General features: G+C 38.2%; 17 protein-coding genes, 1 pseudogene and 1 riboswitch. Of the genes and pseudogenes, 1 reads left to right on the top strand and 17 read right to left on the bottom strand.

Annotation, left to right across the window (positions count from 1 at the left end; genetic code table 11):
• A pseudogene (locus tag AB4Z17_RS23000) lies at window positions 1-574 on the bottom strand (asparagine synthetase B); the annotation flags it as partial.
• Window positions 575-904: 330 nt separating this feature from the next.
• Between AB4Z17_RS23000 and AB4Z17_RS23005 the strand changes: the two are divergent.
• Window positions 905-1,237 carry a helix-turn-helix domain-containing protein gene (locus AB4Z17_RS23005; protein ID WP_339207752.1) on the top strand — a complete coding sequence of 111 codons (333 nt, stop codon included), beginning with the start codon at window positions 905-907 and terminating at the stop codon, window positions 1,235-1,237.
• Between the two features lie 14 nt (window positions 1,238-1,251).
• Here AB4Z17_RS23005 and AB4Z17_RS23010 read toward each other — a convergent pair whose 3' ends face one another.
• The 16 genes from AB4Z17_RS23010 to AB4Z17_RS23085 all read right to left on the bottom strand — a co-directional run.
• On the bottom strand, window positions 1,252-1,413 hold the full coding sequence (locus AB4Z17_RS23010) for an anti-repressor SinI family protein (protein WP_339207751.1): 162 nt from the start codon (window positions 1,411-1,413) through the stop codon (window positions 1,252-1,254).
• A gap of 18 nt (window positions 1,414-1,431) precedes the next feature.
• Window positions 1,432-1,513: riboswitch (cyclic di-GMP riboswitch) on the bottom strand.
• 198 nt (window positions 1,514-1,711) lie between these two features.
• The gene (gene galE / locus AB4Z17_RS23015) at window positions 1,712-2,758 is read right to left on the bottom strand and encodes a UDP-glucose 4-epimerase GalE (RefSeq protein WP_441962271.1); all 1,047 of its coding nucleotides are present in this window, start codon (window positions 2,756-2,758) and stop codon (window positions 1,712-1,714) included.
• 71 nt (window positions 2,759-2,829) lie between these two features.
• On the bottom strand, window positions 2,830-3,732 hold the full coding sequence (locus tag AB4Z17_RS23020; RefSeq protein ID WP_441909001.1) for a beta-1,6-N-acetylglucosaminyltransferase: 903 nt from the start codon (window positions 3,730-3,732) through the stop codon (window positions 2,830-2,832).
• A 103-nt stretch (window positions 3,733-3,835) separates the two neighbouring features.
• Window positions 3,836-6,142 (bottom strand): right-handed parallel beta-helix repeat-containing protein, encoded by a 2,307-nt coding sequence (locus AB4Z17_RS23025; RefSeq protein WP_441962273.1) that lies wholly within the window; start codon window positions 6,140-6,142, stop codon window positions 3,836-3,838.
• A 50-nt stretch (window positions 6,143-6,192) separates the two neighbouring features.
• The gene (locus tag AB4Z17_RS23030) at window positions 6,193-7,773 is read right to left on the bottom strand and encodes a lipopolysaccharide biosynthesis protein (protein ID WP_441962275.1); all 1,581 of its coding nucleotides are present in this window, start codon (window positions 7,771-7,773) and stop codon (window positions 6,193-6,195) included.
• Window positions 7,774-7,882: 109 nt separating this feature from the next.
• Complete coding sequence (locus AB4Z17_RS23035) at window positions 7,883-9,070, bottom strand: glycoside hydrolase family 88 protein (RefSeq protein ID WP_441908996.1); 1,188 nt, start codon at window positions 9,068-9,070, stop codon at window positions 7,883-7,885.
• A 20-nt stretch (window positions 9,071-9,090) separates the two neighbouring features.
• A complete protein-coding gene (locus AB4Z17_RS23040; RefSeq protein ID WP_441962277.1) occupies window positions 9,091-10,272 on the bottom strand; it encodes a glycosyltransferase in 1,182 nt (393 codons plus the stop codon).
• 9 nt (window positions 10,273-10,281) lie between these two features.
• Window positions 10,282-11,475, bottom strand: coding sequence for a glycosyltransferase (locus AB4Z17_RS23045; RefSeq protein ID WP_441962279.1), 1,194 nt, complete (start codon window positions 11,473-11,475; stop codon window positions 10,282-10,284).
• A 7-nt stretch (window positions 11,476-11,482) separates the two neighbouring features.
• Entirely contained in the window at window positions 11,483-12,640 is a 1,158-nt protein-coding gene (locus AB4Z17_RS23050; RefSeq protein WP_441962281.1) for a polysaccharide pyruvyl transferase family protein, read from the bottom strand.
• Window positions 12,641-12,653: 13 nt separating this feature from the next.
• On the bottom strand, window positions 12,654-13,688 hold the full coding sequence (locus AB4Z17_RS23055; protein WP_441962283.1) for a glycosyltransferase: 1,035 nt from the start codon (window positions 13,686-13,688) through the stop codon (window positions 12,654-12,656).
• Window positions 13,685-14,902: a glycosyltransferase gene (locus AB4Z17_RS23060; RefSeq protein WP_441908990.1), complete on the bottom strand. Its 1,218-nt coding sequence runs from the start codon at window positions 14,900-14,902 to the stop codon at window positions 13,685-13,687. Before AB4Z17_RS23060 ends, AB4Z17_RS23055 begins: the two co-directional genes overlap by 4 nt.
• A 30-nt stretch (window positions 14,903-14,932) precedes the next feature.
• Window positions 14,933-16,120, bottom strand: a complete 1,188-nt coding sequence (locus AB4Z17_RS23065) for a nucleotidyltransferase domain-containing protein (RefSeq protein WP_441908989.1) — start codon at window positions 16,118-16,120, stop codon at window positions 14,933-14,935.
• A gap of 130 nt (window positions 16,121-16,250) precedes the next feature.
• A complete protein-coding gene (locus AB4Z17_RS23070; RefSeq protein ID WP_441908988.1) occupies window positions 16,251-17,441 on the bottom strand; it encodes a DegT/DnrJ/EryC1/StrS family aminotransferase in 1,191 nt (396 codons plus the stop codon).
• Window positions 17,431-18,147: an HAD family hydrolase gene (locus AB4Z17_RS23075; RefSeq protein ID WP_441908986.1), complete on the bottom strand. Its 717-nt coding sequence runs from the start codon at window positions 18,145-18,147 to the stop codon at window positions 17,431-17,433. The genes AB4Z17_RS23070 and AB4Z17_RS23075 overlap by 11 nt, the downstream gene beginning before the upstream one ends.
• Window positions 18,137-19,129, bottom strand: a complete 993-nt coding sequence (locus AB4Z17_RS23080; protein WP_339207729.1) for an ATP-grasp domain-containing protein — start codon at window positions 19,127-19,129, stop codon at window positions 18,137-18,139. The genes AB4Z17_RS23075 and AB4Z17_RS23080 overlap by 11 nt, the downstream gene beginning before the upstream one ends.
• The coding region (locus AB4Z17_RS23085; protein ID WP_441962285.1) for a sugar transferase at window positions 19,119-19,319 on the bottom strand (201 nt) is incomplete at its 5' end. The genes AB4Z17_RS23085 and AB4Z17_RS23080, both read right to left, overlap by 11 nt.

Here is a 19,319-nt window from a genome sequence, read left to right on the forward strand (position 1 = left end):
CATCAACGACTGTACTAATGGCCAAGTACTGTGCTATCCATTGCTCATTCAACCGTTTAGGAACATCCGGCAGCTCCAGCAACGGCTTCATCGTCGTGCACATCGCTAGACGGCTTCCGTTCCAGTGATAATACAATGTTCGACAACCTGAGAAGTCTCTGGCAGCAAACACTCTTTGTTCTCTCTCATCCCATATCATAAAAGCAAAATCACCGATCAGATGCTTGGGTGACTCAACCCCCCATTTCGCATAGGAGAGTAAAATCAGTTCGGCATCAGTGATTTGCACTCTACGGTCAAGCTCTACATTTAATGCTTCAAACAGCTCAATGCGGTTATCAATAATTGCATCGGCACTTATGACTAAGCGTCTTTCCGAATCATAATAGGGATTGCATTCCCCGACAGACTCTGGTGTAATCCATTGATTATGGCATCCAACAAACACATTGTTCTTATTCCATGCTTGAGCTGTATTGCAAGGAAACCGTGATAATTGCTGCATCAGTCTATTCCCCTGATCTAACACATGGGCTGTCTGATCAACTTCATAAACGACTGCTATTGCGCTCATTCGTGCCTCCGATTTAGATAGCCAGCGTGTTCTTCAATCGAACGAGATGCGAGCATCATTGAATGTCTTTTAGTTCTTAATAAAGAACATATTTGAATAATACACTTGAAAACAGACGTTGTCAATCGTTTTTTCACCAAAATATCACAAAATAAAACGAAACATCGTTCTTTTATAAGAACAACATTTCGAAATGGGTTTAACCTTATTTTTTTCTAATTTAGACGTCATTTTATTTTTTATTCGTTAAAACTTACAAGCTTTCGCAATTAAGAATTATTCGTTATAATAGTGTTAGTCTACAACGAAGAGATAACGGGGGAGTTTGCTATGATCGGAGAACGTATTCAGATGCTGCGCAAGAGAAAAGGCCTATCCCTAACGGAGTTGTCGCAACGGGCAGGCGTCGCAAAATCTTACTTAAGCTCTATTGAACGAGGGCTCCAGCAAAATCCTTCGATTCAATTTCTCGAAAAGGTAGGCGCAGTATTAAACGTAACGGTTGAAGAATTTTTAAATAGCGATGAAAACAATGATCGTAAAACAAGCAATCTAGACACCGAGTGGGCCGATCTAGTTCGAGAAGCAATGGCTTCTGGCGTAAGCAAAGATCAGTTTAAAGAATTTTTAGAATTCAATAAATGGAAAATAAAGCGAGAGTAGCGCTTTATTTTCTTTTATACGGCTGTTTCTTGTATATCATCTTTCTTGCTTTCTTCAAGACATAGTAATACCTTTCTAACATCTTCCTTGCTAAACCCCAAAGAACGTGCATTCATGATTAATGCTACCCATTCCATATCTAAATCCTGATTATCCTCTGATTTTGTAAGTACCATTTTCCCATGTCCCCCATTCAATTTGGGACGGTTGCACCACTGACTCCATGCGTTTAAGGTGCCCAGATACTAAACGCATTTCAACGTCTCCCTATGCTTGTCATTCGTTTATAGATGTATTATAAATCACTCTAATTGCGTATGCTGTCGCTTCCTGTCTCACAAAAATGAAAGATAATTACATTTTTTGTCGAATTTATTTAATGATTGTTAAAGGGAGCAGGGGAAGGAGATAGAGCCCGCTAGATCAAATTAGGAGCTCTAAAATGTTGCTTTATTAACAGAGCTATCCGGTATATTATTTTGCTGCAAGTTCAGATTTCAACAGTGCATCTTCTTCATAACCATTCGGATTTGAAAATTGCCATCTCCACGTATCGCTGCACATTTCTTCTATTCCTTTTGTTGCAAACCAATTCAATTCTTCATTTGCCTTCAGCGTATCTGCATAACAAACAGCAATATCGCCAGGTCTGCGGCTAACGACCTCGTATGGAATGCTTTGACCAGTTACCTTCTCGAAGGCTGCAATCATCTCTAACACACTGTAGCCATTCCCAGTGCCAAGATTATATATATTCACATTTGATTTTCTACTCATCTTTTCCAGTGCCTTTACATGCCCCTTTGCTAGATCTACTACATGAATGTAGTCTCTCACTCCAGTGCCATCCACAGTTGGATAATCATTTCCAAATACATGCAACTGTTTAAGCTTGCCAACAGCTACCTGCGATATGTAAGGCATTAAGTTGTTTGGCACGCCATTTGGATTTTCTCCAATTCGACCACTTTTATGGGCGCCAATAGGGTTGAAATACCTCAGGATCGTTATTCCCCAGCTGTTATCTGAACTAGCTAGATCCAGTAAAATTTGTTCTAGCATGAGCTTAGTCCGACCATATGGATTTGTTGCTGAGAGCGGTGAATCCTCAATAATCGGAACTTGTTCGGGCCGTCCATAAACAGTAGCCGAGGAACTAAACACTAATTTATGAACACCAAATTTCCTCATGACTCCACAAAGAATTAAAGTGCTCGTTATATTGGTATGATAATAAGATAAAGGCATTTGAACAGACTCTCCGACAGCCTTTAACCCAGCGAAGTGAATAACAGCATCAATAGCATGATTCGAAAATACATGCTCGAGTCCCTTTTGATCCATAAGATCCATTTGATAAAAGGTAAAGGTTTTATTTGTAATCTCTTTCACTCTTTCTAAAGCGATATAGCTGCTATTAGACAAATTATCAACAACCACTAATTCATATCCCGCTTCAAGAAGCTCAATGCAAGTATGACTGCCTATGTACCCCGCTCCGCCTGTTACTAAAATTGCCATTTTATTTACCCCTCTCAATAATTCTTAATAAAGAACAACTAAATCAAAAAAACACCTCTCCGATGCTAAGCTCACATGCATACCTTTTCGCTGTAATAATTTATCATTGCTGCATCTTCTCTTTCATCGAATTTTCTCGCAAAGTATTTATTCGATTTTTCAATAGAATCAATATCTTTAAAGCTTAGATTTATGGGGTGATTACTATTGTTATATTTTTCTCCCCATTTTAAATAAGTTAAATTATCATTAGTGACCTGATCCGCATATTTCGAGTTCATAACTAAGGTTTGAAAAAACCATTCATCTGGGCACAGAGCATATTTGAAATATTGATAATACCATTTGTTTTGGTCAAGAAAATCTATGATAAATCTTGCAACTTCAATTGGCATGCAGAACCACGAGGAGCCATGATACAACAAATAATTGTTAGGCATTAACTGACGGTTAGGGAAAAGAACTAAACCTTTCTTATACATTTTCAGCATTATGCTTCTGAAAACTCTAAGCGGGTGGAATGTATTGTATTGTCTTCTTGCTGAATCAAACCATTTCATATTTACATGTGCAGCAGAAATATCACGATCATGAATAAATTTCGCAGACATAAATATTTTATTGGGATTTTCCATTAAATGAACTTTAAGACCATTTTTAACGAGTAAATCCTGACCGCTCCTTAAGCATACAAAGTCATACTCTACTTTTGAGGTTAATACCTTCCTTAGCAGCATGATCGTTGCATCCACTTGGCTAATATCTCCCCATTTCACATTACAGCTTTCCTCCAACACGTTAATGCGTGGGGATCTATTAATTTTAGGTGATACCTCATCATAATTTTTTTTATCAATATGAACATATACATCTGCCGTATCGGTTGCAGTCAATTGGCTAATAAACGTATTTACTTGGGCTGGGTTTTTATGAATTTGCAATATGTAGGCAGTTGAGGGTAAAGCTGACTTCATTAGTTCACTCTCCTTAATTCTTAATAACGAACATTATATTTTAAAATAGTCCCTGCCTCAACTTGTAAGTGACAGGGATCTATTCTTTTTTTAGAGTTAAAGGCTAGCTGCTGCTAAGATCAGTGTTGTCAATCAATCGGACATATGGGGCGGTTCCTGTTACGGTTACACCGCTAAATGTAGATTTAGCGATAGTTACAGATTGATTTTGCCGAATCCAATTTAAATTTACTTTCGTGTTTTCAAGATAAGATTGTGAAAATACAGCTTTGTTCGCATTGTCCGACTTGCCAATAGCTGAATTTATAAAGGTGGTGCCTGAAACGATTGAATTGCCATCCACCGCGATACCAGAATTTTGTAGCAACGATGATCTCAGCGTAACTTGCCGAGTGAACTTTGCATCGGTCGAACCAAGCTGAACGTCACTTGCCCCCATAACCGTACTTTTAGCTCTTATAAATTCACTATTGCTAATATGAGATGCCTCAAATTTTGCAGAACCTTCGATAACCGTCATGCCGTTAATCATGTTTGGGCGTCCTACATAATCTTGAGGAACGTTTATTAATACATCGTAATTCTTTACCGTAACATTTCTAATGACAGCACCAGCTGCTAAAATATTGAAGTTTCGTGCTAAAGCATTGTCGTTGCGCCAATCTCGTTCTATTGTGATGTTGGACAAATAACATCTTCCGTAATTGAATCTGCTAATGTTAAACCCAGGCTGTCCAGCGTCTTTAATAACAACTGGTGGACCTCCCTTCGTTTCAGATACCTGAAATGCTACGGAAGAGATATTTACTGTGTAATATAATTTATCAATGCTAATTCCTGTCGGAACCTTGCCTACCCATTGTTCAAATGATATTTGTGCACCGTTGCCCATGCCATGTGGAGTGCTATACGTAAAAGTTCCTGTAGTCACATTAACTGCAGGTGTCCCAAAATAGCCATAAACACTGGAGCCACTAACCATTCCATCTTTAATGACACAATTTTGTACGACTGCCCCTCTTACATCATTAAGCTTTAAATTCCCTCTCAGAAATACTGCATCATTCACAAAATTATCACCTTGCACAATTAAATCACAATCCGTAAATGAGTTGTTTATATATGCTACTAATGGGTAATTTGAATATGAGCTTACTCCACCAACATTTTTGCCTTCAAAGTTATTTCCAACCAAGTTAATCTCAGTACCATCAACATTAACAAAATGTCCTCTTGCGTTGCTGTAGATATAATTGTCTGTAATATAAATTCTATAATTCAATTCAAATCCTGACGGATTAGTCGCAGACTTAACTGGTATGTTACTTTGGCTTACAAGGGACTCAACATCAATGCCAAACATTGGAGGCGTTCCAGTTCGGAAATTTGATGTTACCCCATCATCGTCATACCCAATATGATGAATATGATTGCGGTATACATGCACATCATTTGAACCGCATAATGAAATACCTTGTCTGCGGCAATGATGAATATTAGTGTCATGAATGAGTATTTGGTTCCCCATCTGTTCCTGCGTATATAAAGAAGGATCATCATAATATTGTTCCCAGCCGGTAAGAATCCCGTCACCTGTGCAATCAGAGATCTCAATATCACTTATTTCAATATGATTGGAACCAAAAATTCCAATACCAAAACCACTTTCGTGGGTATAAGCTGCATTATCAACCTTTCCTCGAAGCGCACTAATCTGACTATCAGTCATAGGAGAAGGCAATGAGATGGCAAATATCATTTTGTTGTTCTTACTTACGTCTTTATCCTCATTTAACAGCCAACCTCTTCCGGTTGGATTAGCTGGAGCAAAAGCACCGTTTGTTCGAGATCCAACAAATGTAGCCTTAGATACAGTATCTTTATATTGATAAAATGAATAGTTCGTTGTATTAACGCCTGTCATGTTCCATAGTCTAAAATTTGTAAGCAGTCCTGGATTCGCGTATCGATCGAGCACTTCACTTCTAATCCAATTCGGATTATCGTTTAGTGTTCCGTCAGCGTTAACTCCACCTCTAGTGAAGTTAACATAAATCTCGTACACATGCGTTTTCTTGTCACCCGTTAATTTCCCGCCGGATAACTTGGCATGAGTAATTTTTCTCATTTCAACGATTGAATAACTCGGTGATGAATTTGTTTCCATTTCAATGGAGCAGCCTAGTTCCAACTCTAGATGAATACCGCTTAGTAGTTTAATAGCAACTAAGGAACTAGGATCCATTCTTACGCAATAAGTTCCACTGGGCAGAATAATATGTTGATAGCCCTCAGACTTTGCCCATGCAATAGCTTCATTTATCCCACTTGTTGTTGCGGCAGCATTCGATCTGTCATTGCTTATATTAAAACGATCAAGTTCAATTCGGTATGACCCATATTGCTGCATAACTTTCACCTCCGTTTTACTCTTAACATATGTAGCTTGTCAGAGAAAGGTTACTTAGTTCCGCCAACTTCCATATGACGTTTGCGTTTAATTGTCTTATGATAAATTGTGCTTACTTTCGGCAGCTTAAGCAGCAATGAACGAGCAACAACGAATAAATATTTAAATTCCGCCGTTCTATAAAAGAGTGCAACGTAAATAATATTAACTAGAATAAAGCAAAGGACGCTCTGAAAAATTAGCTCTAATAGTGTATTTGAAGGTATTAGTTTAATAACTCTAGTAGCAATTAGACATGTAACAGCACCAATAATTGTATAGTACACATAACTGCGATAATAGAGGCCAACAGGCTGATGGAAAACCTTCTTATAAACTAACCAAGGCGTATACCAAAAAGGGATCATTAATGCACTTATTACGGATCCTGCAAAAATACCTGCGATACCCCATAATTTTACAAAAATTAGAGAAACACCTAAGTTAATCACGGCTTGAAACATTGGGGAAAACCGATCCTCATGAAATATGCCTGCAGTTATTTTTACTGCACTTAGTGAATTTCGCATTCCTCTCTCATAAAATGCGATGACAAGTACAAGAAGTACAATATTCGTCATCTTAAACTCAGTGCCTATCCAAATATCGATGAATGGCTCAACCATCAGATAAAGCATGATTGATAACAATGAATATAACCAGAAATTAAGTAGATAAGTGACTTTGAAAATACGATAAATAGCCTCAGCACTTTCTTTCGCCACTAAATTGCCTAAACTATGATAGGTATTCGTAAAAACCTGATTCAAAAATGTCCGGCATATATCAATCAACATTTTATAATTGGAATAGAGACCAACGGCAGCAATACTTACAAATGAAGAAATAAGAATGCTATCTACGCCAAAAATAAAGTAATTCCCGACATTTTGAAGAATGATAGCTTTCATATTTTTTATGAAGCTAGCTTTCGTTTCTGGATCTAGTTTTCTCTTTATCTTTTCTCTAAGGAATGGATACATTTTATCGACAATATAGGCTACTATAATAGAGGTAATTATGGACAGGATACTCTCGACTGTTAAGTAGAGTATGTAGTTTTCTGTGAAATAGAGGATTGCAATTTTCATGCACGTAGAAATAATGGCAGAAATCGAGAAAACGATCGTTACAATATAGTTTTTCTGATTAACATTTAAAAAAGAATTCTTGTATACAAACAAATATGGTGCTGCTGTATTAATAAGAAAGAGCACATAAATAAAGCTAATATTTTCAACGCTTGTTTCCTTAATAAATAGATCAAGAAATGGCATAAGTCCCAGACCCAGCACCAGAACTACGCCTGCAATGATCTGATAGGCTTTCTTATACAATTGCATTAAAGCTAAAATTTTTGGTCGATCGTTATCAGCTACTGGCTTGTATAAATTATAGATGATGCTTGAGCCAATACCCGCTTCAGCTAATGTAAGCATGGAGAGAATACTTGTAAACAATCCATTTATCCCCAAGTATTCAATTCCTAAGCTGTTAATGAAGACGGTACGCGAAATAAAACTTAATGCCGTTATAATAATTTGATTGCCTAGCCCAGCCGAAATATTAAGGAGTGAACTTTTTATTCTCATTTGAATCTCCTATCTGACGAAGCCCATTGTAACAACAAATCTTGATACTAAATATCTTTATACACGGCTGATTTGTTTCTGGTTTGCTAATTTCCATTTTTCATCCTTTTTATGCAACCCTCGAATGTTTATAATGGTTTATAATTCGTATACAAAACCCTTGTGTAAACGGGAGAACATTAAACAGCATAGAATAAACACCAATATCCTTTGTATCACCTTGTGAGAAATCTACAGCTCCATTTCTTCGAGTAACCTTCATTAAATATTGAATGGCTCGCTCTGTACCTTCCATACATTCATCCGCTATTTCCTCAATTTGAGAGGCTTGCAGCAAGAACCACCCTAAAGTAGCAGTTGCAGAAGAATCTGCCCGTGACTCACGACGTGTGACTGTCCAGTTCCAATTCCCATCTTTTCCTTGAAAAGTTAGAATAGACTTAGCAAACTTTGTTACAAAATGCTCTAGTCTAGGCTTATACTGATGTGTTTCTGGAAGTTCATGCCAAGCATCGATCAGCCCAATTGCCAGCCAACCAAGACCTCTTCCCCAACCATAAAGTCCAAGCGGCATTGCATTATCCATATGGTAAGCATGACTTGGAATATAGTGGTCATCAAGCATGCCATTTTGTTGATATTGCTCCAGCTGCTTTACCGCTAGTTCAACACATTCCGGCTTGTCATATTTTAATCCGTAGGTAACTAGGAATGGGCAAATGAATCCAATCGTATCGACATACCGATAATTTTTCATAAAATTACGATATTGAACAGTACCATCCTCACCAATGTGAGACTGAATTAATAACCAAGTACTATCATATGCTGGCTTGAACCTCTCGATATTGATACCTTCAAGCTTCATAACTCCATAAGCAAGAATAGCAGAATCAATATTTGATGGTGCATTCTTCCAATTTCCATTTGCATCAAATTTAGCATTTAAAAATTGTTCTATTCCGTTTTTCAAACTTTTATCCTCGTTATTTTTAAGGCATTCATTTAATCCAAGCAATAAGGATGCCTCCTGCCAATGCTGGATGACACTCTTTGAATAATTCCCTTTTAGCATGTCTATTGCAATAAGCCTCGTATTATCTGTTACCTTTATTTTCGGTGTATGATTAAGCCATTTTACGCCCACTTGCGTAATGGATTGATTCCATTCCTGTTTATTCGTATACCTTCCGATATAAATTCTGCTTAACCAATCCTTGCTTATCGGCAAGATGTCTATAAATGCGATAATAATCGTCACAACGATGAATACAATAGCGATAATTTCTAACATCATATACTCTCCTTCGTTCTAACCTAAGTTAACGCATAAAATTTCTCTATCTCCGATTCCGTTCCCAAACTTTCCTTCGATAAACATTCTATTAATGAGTCTCTTAAAGCCTCACTCTCCATTACTTCAATAATACCTTCGGATATTGCAGTTGAATTCATTTCTACAATTAACCCATTCTCATAATGTGTAATTTGGTCTTTTGCTGTACTGAAGTTGGTTACTACAATTGGTTTATTCAAAATTTTCGCTTCATCTATTGCAATCGATTTCCCTTCAAAACGAGAAGGCTGAACATAAATGTCTGCTTCTCTGATATAAGGATATGGATTATCTTTAATACCAATCAAATAAAAATGATCACATAGCTGATACTCATTAATAATCAGTTCAAGCTTGCTTCGCTCCTCTCCTTCACCAATGACATACCACCTAATGTCATAACCTATCTCCACTAGTTTTTTGCAGGCTTCTACAGCCATTTCAAAGCCTTTCTGTTGATTCAGCCTACCTATTGATAAAATAGTTGTGCTTTTATTGTTATATACATTGCTGCTCTCAAGAGACATCTCGTGGATAAGCGTAGGTGACACAATATTTTGAACGACTTCAACTTTCCTCTTAAATTGAGGAAATCTTTGCTCCAATACTTCACCACAAATGTCTGAAACCGTTACAAGATGATCCAAATACTCAAAATATTTATTATCAATATTTGAATCCATTTGAAGTTTATTATAATCATTATGAATATAACCAATCTTTTTCTTGGCCTTTACCTTTTCTATACCAAAATAAACAGGGTTTTTCTCCAGATAACCAATTGCTGCATCATAAGTTCCTGATAATGCAGGCATTGTATAAGATAAATATTTCCATACGCGTTGTTCCCGTCTTGCTGCGTTTTTCTCTGTATAAAAGATGTAACCCGCAAGCAGTCTAAACAGTGCAACTGAGAATTTGCCATGCTTTAAACAATCCATAATAGCTGTCTTGATAGACATATCGAAGTACCTATAGTGATGAGGCTCTTCTAACATATTTACTTGCTTTGGGAGCTTGCTCATAAAGATTCCTTCATGCTTGAATAAAAATAGATCCACATCATATTTGGAATAATCTATCGTTTGCAGCAATGAAAGAAGTGACTTCTCAGCTCCGCCGCAATTCAAATTATTCATAATAAATAAAAGTTTTTTCTTCATGCCAACCACCTATCCAAGTAAGCTGTACAGCTTATTTATCTCCTCTTCCGTGCCTAATTCCAGCTGTGACAAATGCTCGCTCATCTGTTTGCTTAAACTCTGGTTTTGAATAAGTCTGGCTATTCCATGCGCGATTGCTTCTGCATTCATGTCTACAATTAGTCCCTCAACACCATCCTCAAGTTGATCCCTTGCTGTACTAAAATTGGTAATCAAAATAGGTTTGTTTAATATTTTCGCCTCGTCGATTGCAATAGCCTTTCCTTCAAAACGCGATGTCTGAGCATAAATATCTGCTTGTTTTATATAGGGGTATGGATTTGATTTCAAACCTAAGAGCTTCACATGCTGCTCCAAACCGGCTGCATCAATAAGCTCTAAAAGATTTTGTCTCTCTTCCCCTTCACCAATAATGTTCCATTGGAATGGAATTCCCCAAACCTTCATTATGCCGCAAGCTTCGATAGCAAGCTCAAATCCTTTCTGTGTATTAAGCCTACCAATTGAAAGAATGACAGTTTCTTTTTCCTTTCTCCCAAATACATCATGAGATCCTTTTTCCGAAAGCTGTTTTATTACTTTTGGTGACACGATATTGTGAATAACCTCAACTTTATTATTTTGATTTGGAAATCTACGTTTTAAAATATGTCCGCACTCCTCAGAAACCGTAACGATATGATCCAGCTTCTGAAAATAATCCAAATCAAAATCAGGATCCATTCCTAATTTATCGTAATCATTATGTACCCAGCCTATTTTCTTAGAAGCTTCTACCTTCTCAGTGCAGAAATAAATAGATGTTTTCTCCAAGAAAGCAATGGCAACATCATACTTCTTATCCATTTTTCCAATGGAACTCGCCATGTATTTCCAGCTTTTTTGTTCTCCAATACTTACATTATTAGATGCTCTATTCTTATAACTGAACATGATTCTGTTAAAAGCAAGCATCGCATTCTTATCCAATAAAAATTTCGATACAGCACTTCGTATGGGCATGACAAAATGGCTATAGTTCTCCGGCAAAGGCAGTACATGAACGTCTTCAGGAATTAACTCCATAAAAAGACCCTCATGGTTGAACATAAATAAATCGACCTCATATCGTTTAAAGTCTAAGATAGCTAGCAAATTAATCAGGCTTCTCTCTGCTCCTCCTGCGGTTAAGCTAGGAATGACAAACAATAATTTTTTCCTCATCTTCACCTCATGCTAGCTCGCTTAAATAATTAACCGCTTTATAAGACATTTTCTTAATTTCAGGGATGGCTTGCTTAAGCCTATTTTTCAGTTCTGCCTCTTCTCCAACCATTTCATCGAATTTCCCGATCAAACGCCGGCTATCTGATATTTCATCAATGCCTAAAACAAGCTTTTCTTCTCCAAAAATATCTCTAGCGATACCTTTTGATTTAACACTATATCCTAACACCATCGTTGGTACGTAATTGGAATATGCTGCAATCGTTGCATGTGTCCTTGCACCAATAAAAAATCTCATTCTAGCAATATATCCTTTGTATTGAATGGCTGTTAGGTTGTCAGGCAAGAGCACTACTCTTCCAGTATCCTTGTAAGTTTCGTAATAGCTGCTCAGCACCTCATAATCATTATTACCTTGTATAATGACATGTGGGGTTAAAGCGATCGTCATGTCTGTAGTTTTCAAAATATGCTGAATCAGCTCATCAACTGCAGCTTGAGACTGCTTATTTCTCTTCCACACTAATGGACTAAAGTTTAGTCCCAGCGTATTTCCCTCCTGCCAGCCTTTAGGGAGCGCAAGCTCTTCCTTCTCCATTGTGAAAGCTGGGTCAGCACATAACTTAACATTCTTCAGTCCCTTGCTGACCAGCATGTTGTAGGTTAGCGACTCCCGTGAAAGAATTAAGTCAAACAGCTGCAAATCCTCCAATTTTCTGGGAGTCATATCTTCTTCTCCGATCGAGCATCCCCAAAGAACCAATTTCTTACCTTGAGCTTTAACGCGCTTGTCAATTTCATACCATCCAGGCTGCTCGCCATAGCAGTAATTATCCCCGCCAATAGATAGACAAACATCCATATCCTTTATTTTTTCAATAATGTTATGATGAATCACTCCAAGTGCATAGGACTCATCTTGAAATAGCTTCATTTTTAGCGATGACAATAACCAATCATATGAGTATCTTTTTATGGAACGTGTGGAACCATCATAAATTCCGTCCAGCTTGGAAATCACCTTATCGGTTTCCGGCTGCGATGAGGCTAAATATACTTTAGCACCTCCTATTTTCTCCTTTAAAATGGCTGTTGATGAACGAACAATCGCTTCACACCCTCGATTGAGACTACTCTCATGGGCAAACATCATAATCTTCATAATAAATCCCCCGCTACTTCTTATTTCTGAATCTGCTGTAGGACGTAAGACAATACAAGCCTAATATCGATTGCTTATTCATTAAATGAAGAATTAGTTTCTGATAGCGTCCGAGTACAAGCTCCATTTCCTTCTTATAGATAGGCAATGCATTTCTTACATCATCATTTGCTATCATTTTACGAACATAGCTAAACTGTTTATTAATGCTTAAATCTTCTGTTGGCCTTAAGTAAATATGGATATATGCCATAACACTATGTATTAATTTAATCGATTTCAGTTGTTTAATCGTATCTAGGTCCAATATCTGCGCATAATATACTGGCGGGTCAGAGCCAAAAACCTCCAATGCTCTCTGAAAATAATCCTTCTGAATCACATTTCTAGTTGCACTCCCGCTGACTTCACGGTAATGATAGCCGATATAATCAAGATATTTCATACTGATCGCAAAACTGAAAAATATCATATTAAACATGCCGTCTTCACCGAGAGCTACTCGTTCAGGAAAACGTATAGCATGCTCTTTAATTAATGCATTTCGGTAGAGCTTATTGCATGCTGTATTCAACGTTTCTGTTTTCAGAAAAGCAGGTAAAACCTCTTTCCGAATAAATTCCGCTGTTAGCAAAACATCTTTGGGAAAAGAGTAATTCGTTATGACATGATTGCCCTCAATCTCGCTCTCAAAGTTCGAAAGCACTACATCACAGTTCTCTTTAATTGCCGCCGTATAGAGCCGTTCATACATATCTGGTTCAACGTAATCGTCCGCATCAACAAACCCAATATATTGTCCAGTTGCAATCATTAGACCAACATTTCTTGCAACACTTACACCTTGATTTTGTTGTTGAATGAGGATAATACGTGATTCTAAGTTTTGATAGCTCTCTATAGTAGCTGCGCTGTTATCCGTAGATCCATCATCTATAAATATGAACTCCATTTCACTAATTGTCTGAGACAGCAGGGAATCAATACATTCCCTTAAATAAGGTTCTGCATTGAATACAGGTACAATTATGCTTACCTTTACGTTCACCTACTGCTCCTCCCTCCAGTTGTAATGAGCTCATAGAGCTTATCCATCTCATTTCCGTTACTATAGTTAGAATGTCTACAATTAGTAGAAAGACTCTCTCTGAGGGCTATATCACGAAATAGCGTTTCAATTCCAGCAGCAATTCCATTAATCGACATATCAGTTATGTAACCATCTATACCGTGGTCAACTTGACTTGGAGCAGTAGGGTAATTTGTTATGACAATTGGTTTTCCAAGAATTTTGGCTTCCGTTACTGTCACCGCTTTTCCTTCATATCTAGACGGCTGCACATACAAATCGCATTTGCTCACATAAGGATAGGGATTGGTTTGTTTACCGAGTAAAATAAAACGACCCTCTAGCTTGTTTTCTTCGATAAGCTCTCGCAGCATCGCTTCATCATCGCCATATCCTACTACATACCAGACCATATCGTTATAACCCTTATCTACAAGCTGCTTAAATGCTTTTATTGCTTGATCGAAGCCTTTTTGATGGCATAATCTTCCCACTGATAACAGCTTAAACCTGAAGTCATTATCCATAGGATTATCCATTACTGTTTCCTTTGCCAATGTTCTTACAAGTTCAGGAGAGATCATATTTTCAATAACTACAACTTTATCCTTTAGTGAAACATAACTCTCCAGAAAGGAATCTCTACATGCATCTGAAACTGCGATTATATAATCAAATTTTTCCCACATCTTTAAGTCCTGCTGACGATTAGTTACTACAGTCGAGTAATCCGTATGGATCCAAGCAATTTTTTTTCCTGCTCTTACCTTATCCGCTACAAAATAATGTGGCCATAAGTAGCTGATTGCAACATCGTAATCTTTCTCGCATTCAGGAAGAAAAGGAAGTGCATATTTCCACATTAACTGCAGTTGATAATATCCCATTTCTTCTATGCCTTTAACTTTTCCTAATACAGCCGAATGAGCCTTTGCGAGTACGCGAGAGGCGCCTATCCTTAGCTGTTTTTCATTTAATGTTTCACTGATTGATTTGCGAAACGATGCATATTGAGGAATTTCACCAAGTAAATTAGCTTTGCCTGACAATAAACCCATAAAGTCTCCTTTATGGCGATATAACATAAGATCAATTTCATATTTGTTATAGTCAAACTCATCCAGCATGCCGGCAAGACTTCTTTCTACACCGCCGACCTCCATATCATAAGAAGCAATTAATACATTTCTCATTTCGTTCTCCTATTCAATAGCAGGATTACCCTACGCCTTTCCTTGCTTTCTTATCTTTCTCCAACTCCATAAAAATGGACGTAGTGGAAAATACAGAAAGTGGAGAGATTTTGGCAGCGGTAACGTAATGGCGTCCTTTGGGTATGGGTATAGAAAACTCGCCATAAATAATAGTTTTTGTCTTGTCGTCAAAAGCCCAAACAAATATTTTTTATGATAGCGATCTACTTCCTCCGGTATGGGCGGAGTATGCAAGTTTATGATTCGATGAACATAATACATTGCGTCCTCTGCTGACCATTCGGCTTTTCTATCCGTTATTAGTGGCTTCATTTCTTCACGTAAGGGAGTTGCCATTAATCTAGCTACTAATAGAAGTGCTTGCCCCCCGATATGAGCAAATTGATGCTTCCTCAGCAATCGAATTAATTTCGGCCAATCTACTTTTTGATTTACCAGTTGTTTAATATCTAGCAGCCAACGAAGTCTGGACCAACCATGGCGAGCGCCGTGAGATACGAGAAACATAAATAAATCTTCTCTACCGAGATAATAGATTGGTCTTGAAATGAGTGAGCTCTGTCTTCTACGCTCCCATAAATCATCAAATTTCGGTTCCTTTGCAGGTGCAGGATTAAGTCGCCAATGAACCTCAACCTTAATCGCTTTGTCTGGATGGACAAAGGCCGTATGATGATGACGCCATTTCCAGTCATTTAAGACCGATTCGATATAATCATCTTTTACATACCCGAGCGATACGAGCAAAGCTTCAGCACGTTCTAAATCCTTGATTGGAATTAGGAAATCCAGATCACATGATGTACGAAGTGATACGTCTCCATATAAGTCAGCAGCAATGACTGGCCCTTTAAGAAAGAGCGAACGAATGCCGTTCTCAGAGAACACCTTAGCCAGCTGTTCCATCTCTCCGCTGAGTGCCAGCATCTGCAGAGTGTTGCGATAATAGTCGCGATGAAACATTTGAGTTACAAAAGTAGGGATATCGGTTGACTTCATTTTTTGCAGCTTGAGATTGAGAGTGGGAAAAACACGATGATGTCTTGCTAACTCTATAAATTTGTCCCAATCCGTCTTATGGAGCAGCTCCTGTATATCAAAAGTTATTTTAGCTCCATGATCCATAACAAGGATCGAAAGAAGCAGTCTCAATTCGTCAGACAGTTCTTCCTTTTGGAGTGAGACGTCGTTATTCATGAATTTCTCCTTCATATTGATGAACTCACAGCGAACAAAAATCTTATTTTTGTTCTATAAAACGAACACAAGTACAGATTATCACCTCTTCAGTCGGTTGTCAATCTATTTACCGCCTGACACTGTGAAATTATGAAACATTAACATTGCTATGTTGATAGGTAATAGACGCTTCAGCATATACAGATTGAATACAATTGATCACTCGCGATTGTTCGTCCTCCGACATACTTGAACCTGAAGGTAAACAAATACCTGTTTCAAATAGCTGCTCCGACACGTTGATGCCTTCTTCATGCGAGTAATAAGTGTTTTCTTTGAATAAAGGCTGCAAGTGCAACGGCTTCCATACATGACGCGCTTCAATCTTCGCTTTACCAAATGCCTCTAGTAAATAATGCACGGAAATACCTGATTCTTGCAAATCCAAGGTTATCGTAGTTAGCCATCTATTTGATCTGGTGTTCTCTAACTCAGGCATAAACTGAAGCCCTGGCAAATGGCCCAATTCTCTTTTATAACGGTCAAAAATGTTTCTCCTCGCTATTACTCTTTCATCCAAAACTTCTAATTGCGCTCTTCCTACACCAGCAAGCAGGTTGCTTAATCGGTAATTATAACCCATATCACTATGCTGATAATGAGGAGCTGCGTCTCTCGCTTGCGTTGCCAAAAACCGTGCTCTTCGCAGCACTTCTTCATCATCCGATACCAGCATTCCGCCACCCGATGTAGTTATTATTTTGTTGCCGTTAAAAGAATAAATGCCAAATTTTCCGAAAGAGCCGCTCTTTTTCCCCTTATAACTTGATCCAAGAGACTCCGCGGAATCTTCAATGATAGGAACCTCATATTGATTGCATAAAGCGATAATTTCATCCATTTTGGCACTTTGCCCATACAGATGAACAACGACAACTGCTTTTGGCAAATTCCCTTCCTGATTAGCCTTCTCTAAAGCTCGCTCTAGCGCTTGTGGTGACATATTCCATGTGTCAAACTCCGAATCGATAAATACAGGTTCGGCTCCAACGTACAAAATCGGATTAGCACTCGCTACAAAAGTTAAGCTTGAGCAAAATACGAAATCGCCTTTCTTGACATGCAGCAAACGAAGCGCCAAATGAATCGCTGCCGTTCCAGAGCTTACTGCAACTGCATCTTTAACGCCAGCATATGCAGCCATTTCTTTCTCGAAGGCATCAACATGGGGACCGAGCGGTGCTATCCAATTCGTAGCGAATGCTTCGTGGATATATTGTTGTTCAGTTCCACTCATATGTGGCGGGGAAAGATAAATAAACTTTGGCTCAGCTAACATGAACAGATTCACCATCCTTAATAAACATATGTTTGCAAGCGTAAAGATCAGGAAGCTTTCTTAAACTATCAATACGGTAATGTGCCTCATACTCCGGCGTAACATTAGCGTTTGCGTATTCGCCATTTCCCCTTTGAATATGGACCGTGGTCCATCCCAGCTGCTTCGCGGTTACGAAATCCTTTTTCACATTATCTCCAACATACATGCATTGATTGTGATCGATCTGCAGTTTCCTGCTGACCTCTTCGTAAACTAACGGGCTTGGCTTCCAATTTTCTCTGCCGTATTCATCTGACAAAACAATGACTTCAAATCTGTCTGCCAGCTTTAAAGCGTGAACCTTTTGCTGTTGAGCATTGAGATATCCGTCAGAAATAAGAGCTAATTTGACCTCTGATGATAGATGCTCCAGCACCCACTTCGCGTCTTCTGCCAAATGAATTTCTGGTATATGAGATCGATAACAATTGATTAATATTTTTATAGTAGAATCCCCATACTCTACTCCAAGCTGATCAAGAACCTTATTAAAAATGAACTCTCTTATTCCGGAATGAAATAATTTAACCGCTGATTCAAAAAAACCAGTTACACCGAATTGTTCAATAATATACTGATCTACAGCTTTAAAACCACTGATGACATACTGCTTCTCTTCATATAATGTATCATCCATATCAAACACTATAGCCTTAATGGTCATAGGAGATATCCTTTGTAAAAATAGCCTCATCGTATCGAAGCATCGTCAGTTGATCGCACCAGCTATTATCCTGTCCCTCATCAAGCGTTTCCCCGCGACCCAGCCTAATGGTCCATAAAGGGAAATCCGCGCCTGCTTCAATAGCTAGTGGAACGCCTCCACCAAAACGAGGATTGATTTCTATAAAAGTAATCTCACCGTTTGCTTGTTTAAAGCATTGCAATGTTATACATCCTACGGGACCTGGCAATGCACGTACGACATGCTCGGCTGCATTTATGACATCCTGATTTTTCATCGTAATCCCTTTGCTTACTTCTCCTGCTCTTGTTTCGAGCCGAAGTCTAGGCACAATTGTTTTTATATTCCCAAAGAAATCCACCATGACGTCGATGGTATATTCCTCGCCGGTTACAAACTCTTGAATCATCGCATTAGGTATGTACTCTTTAAAAAAATGGAGCTCCTTCTCATTTTTAATTTTTGTGACGCCTTGGCTGGAGCTGCCGTTTCTTGGTTTAATCATTAACGGAAACTGATAGTTTTTTTCGTGAATCTCATCTTCGCTGTATACTTTAGGCGTCCGAATATCGTTTTCAGAGAAAAACCGATAGGTCTTCTCTTTATCAAACGTAATTTCATTTAATTCACTGCTGGATAAAAGCAATTTCACACCTATTTCTTCAAATAAAGAACGATTAGCAGCTAGCAGAACGAGCTCTGAATCAATTAATGGAATGAGAAGATGAATATTCTCATCCACGCAGATCGCAAGGAGTGTCTCCAAATAATGCTGTTCAACTACTCTAGGAACTAATACATGCCGATCACTCATAAAGGCTGTTGGCGCAGTAGTCTTAACATCAGCCGTTACAATTTTCCCATTAATACCGTGAAGCGCATAAGCCTCTTTAAATTTCTTGATGAGTGATACTCTTCTACCCGAACTTGTAAATAAAAGATTCAATTCATTAGCCTTCATGATTCGAGACACTCCCTTTAAACATTGGCATCGTTGCATGATTTGCATTACTTATCCCTTCCGGACGGACAACCTTTAAGAAGGTTTGAAACAGAATTTTCAAATCAAGCAAAATGCTCCAATTCTCAACATACCAAACATCCAGCGCAAACTTCTCTTCCCATGAAATTGCGTTTCTTCCATTAATTTG

Source organism: Paenibacillus sp. TAF43_2, from assembly GCF_052113545.1.
In the GTDB taxonomy this organism is placed as follows: Bacteria; Bacillota; Bacilli; order Paenibacillales; family Paenibacillaceae; genus Pristimantibacillus.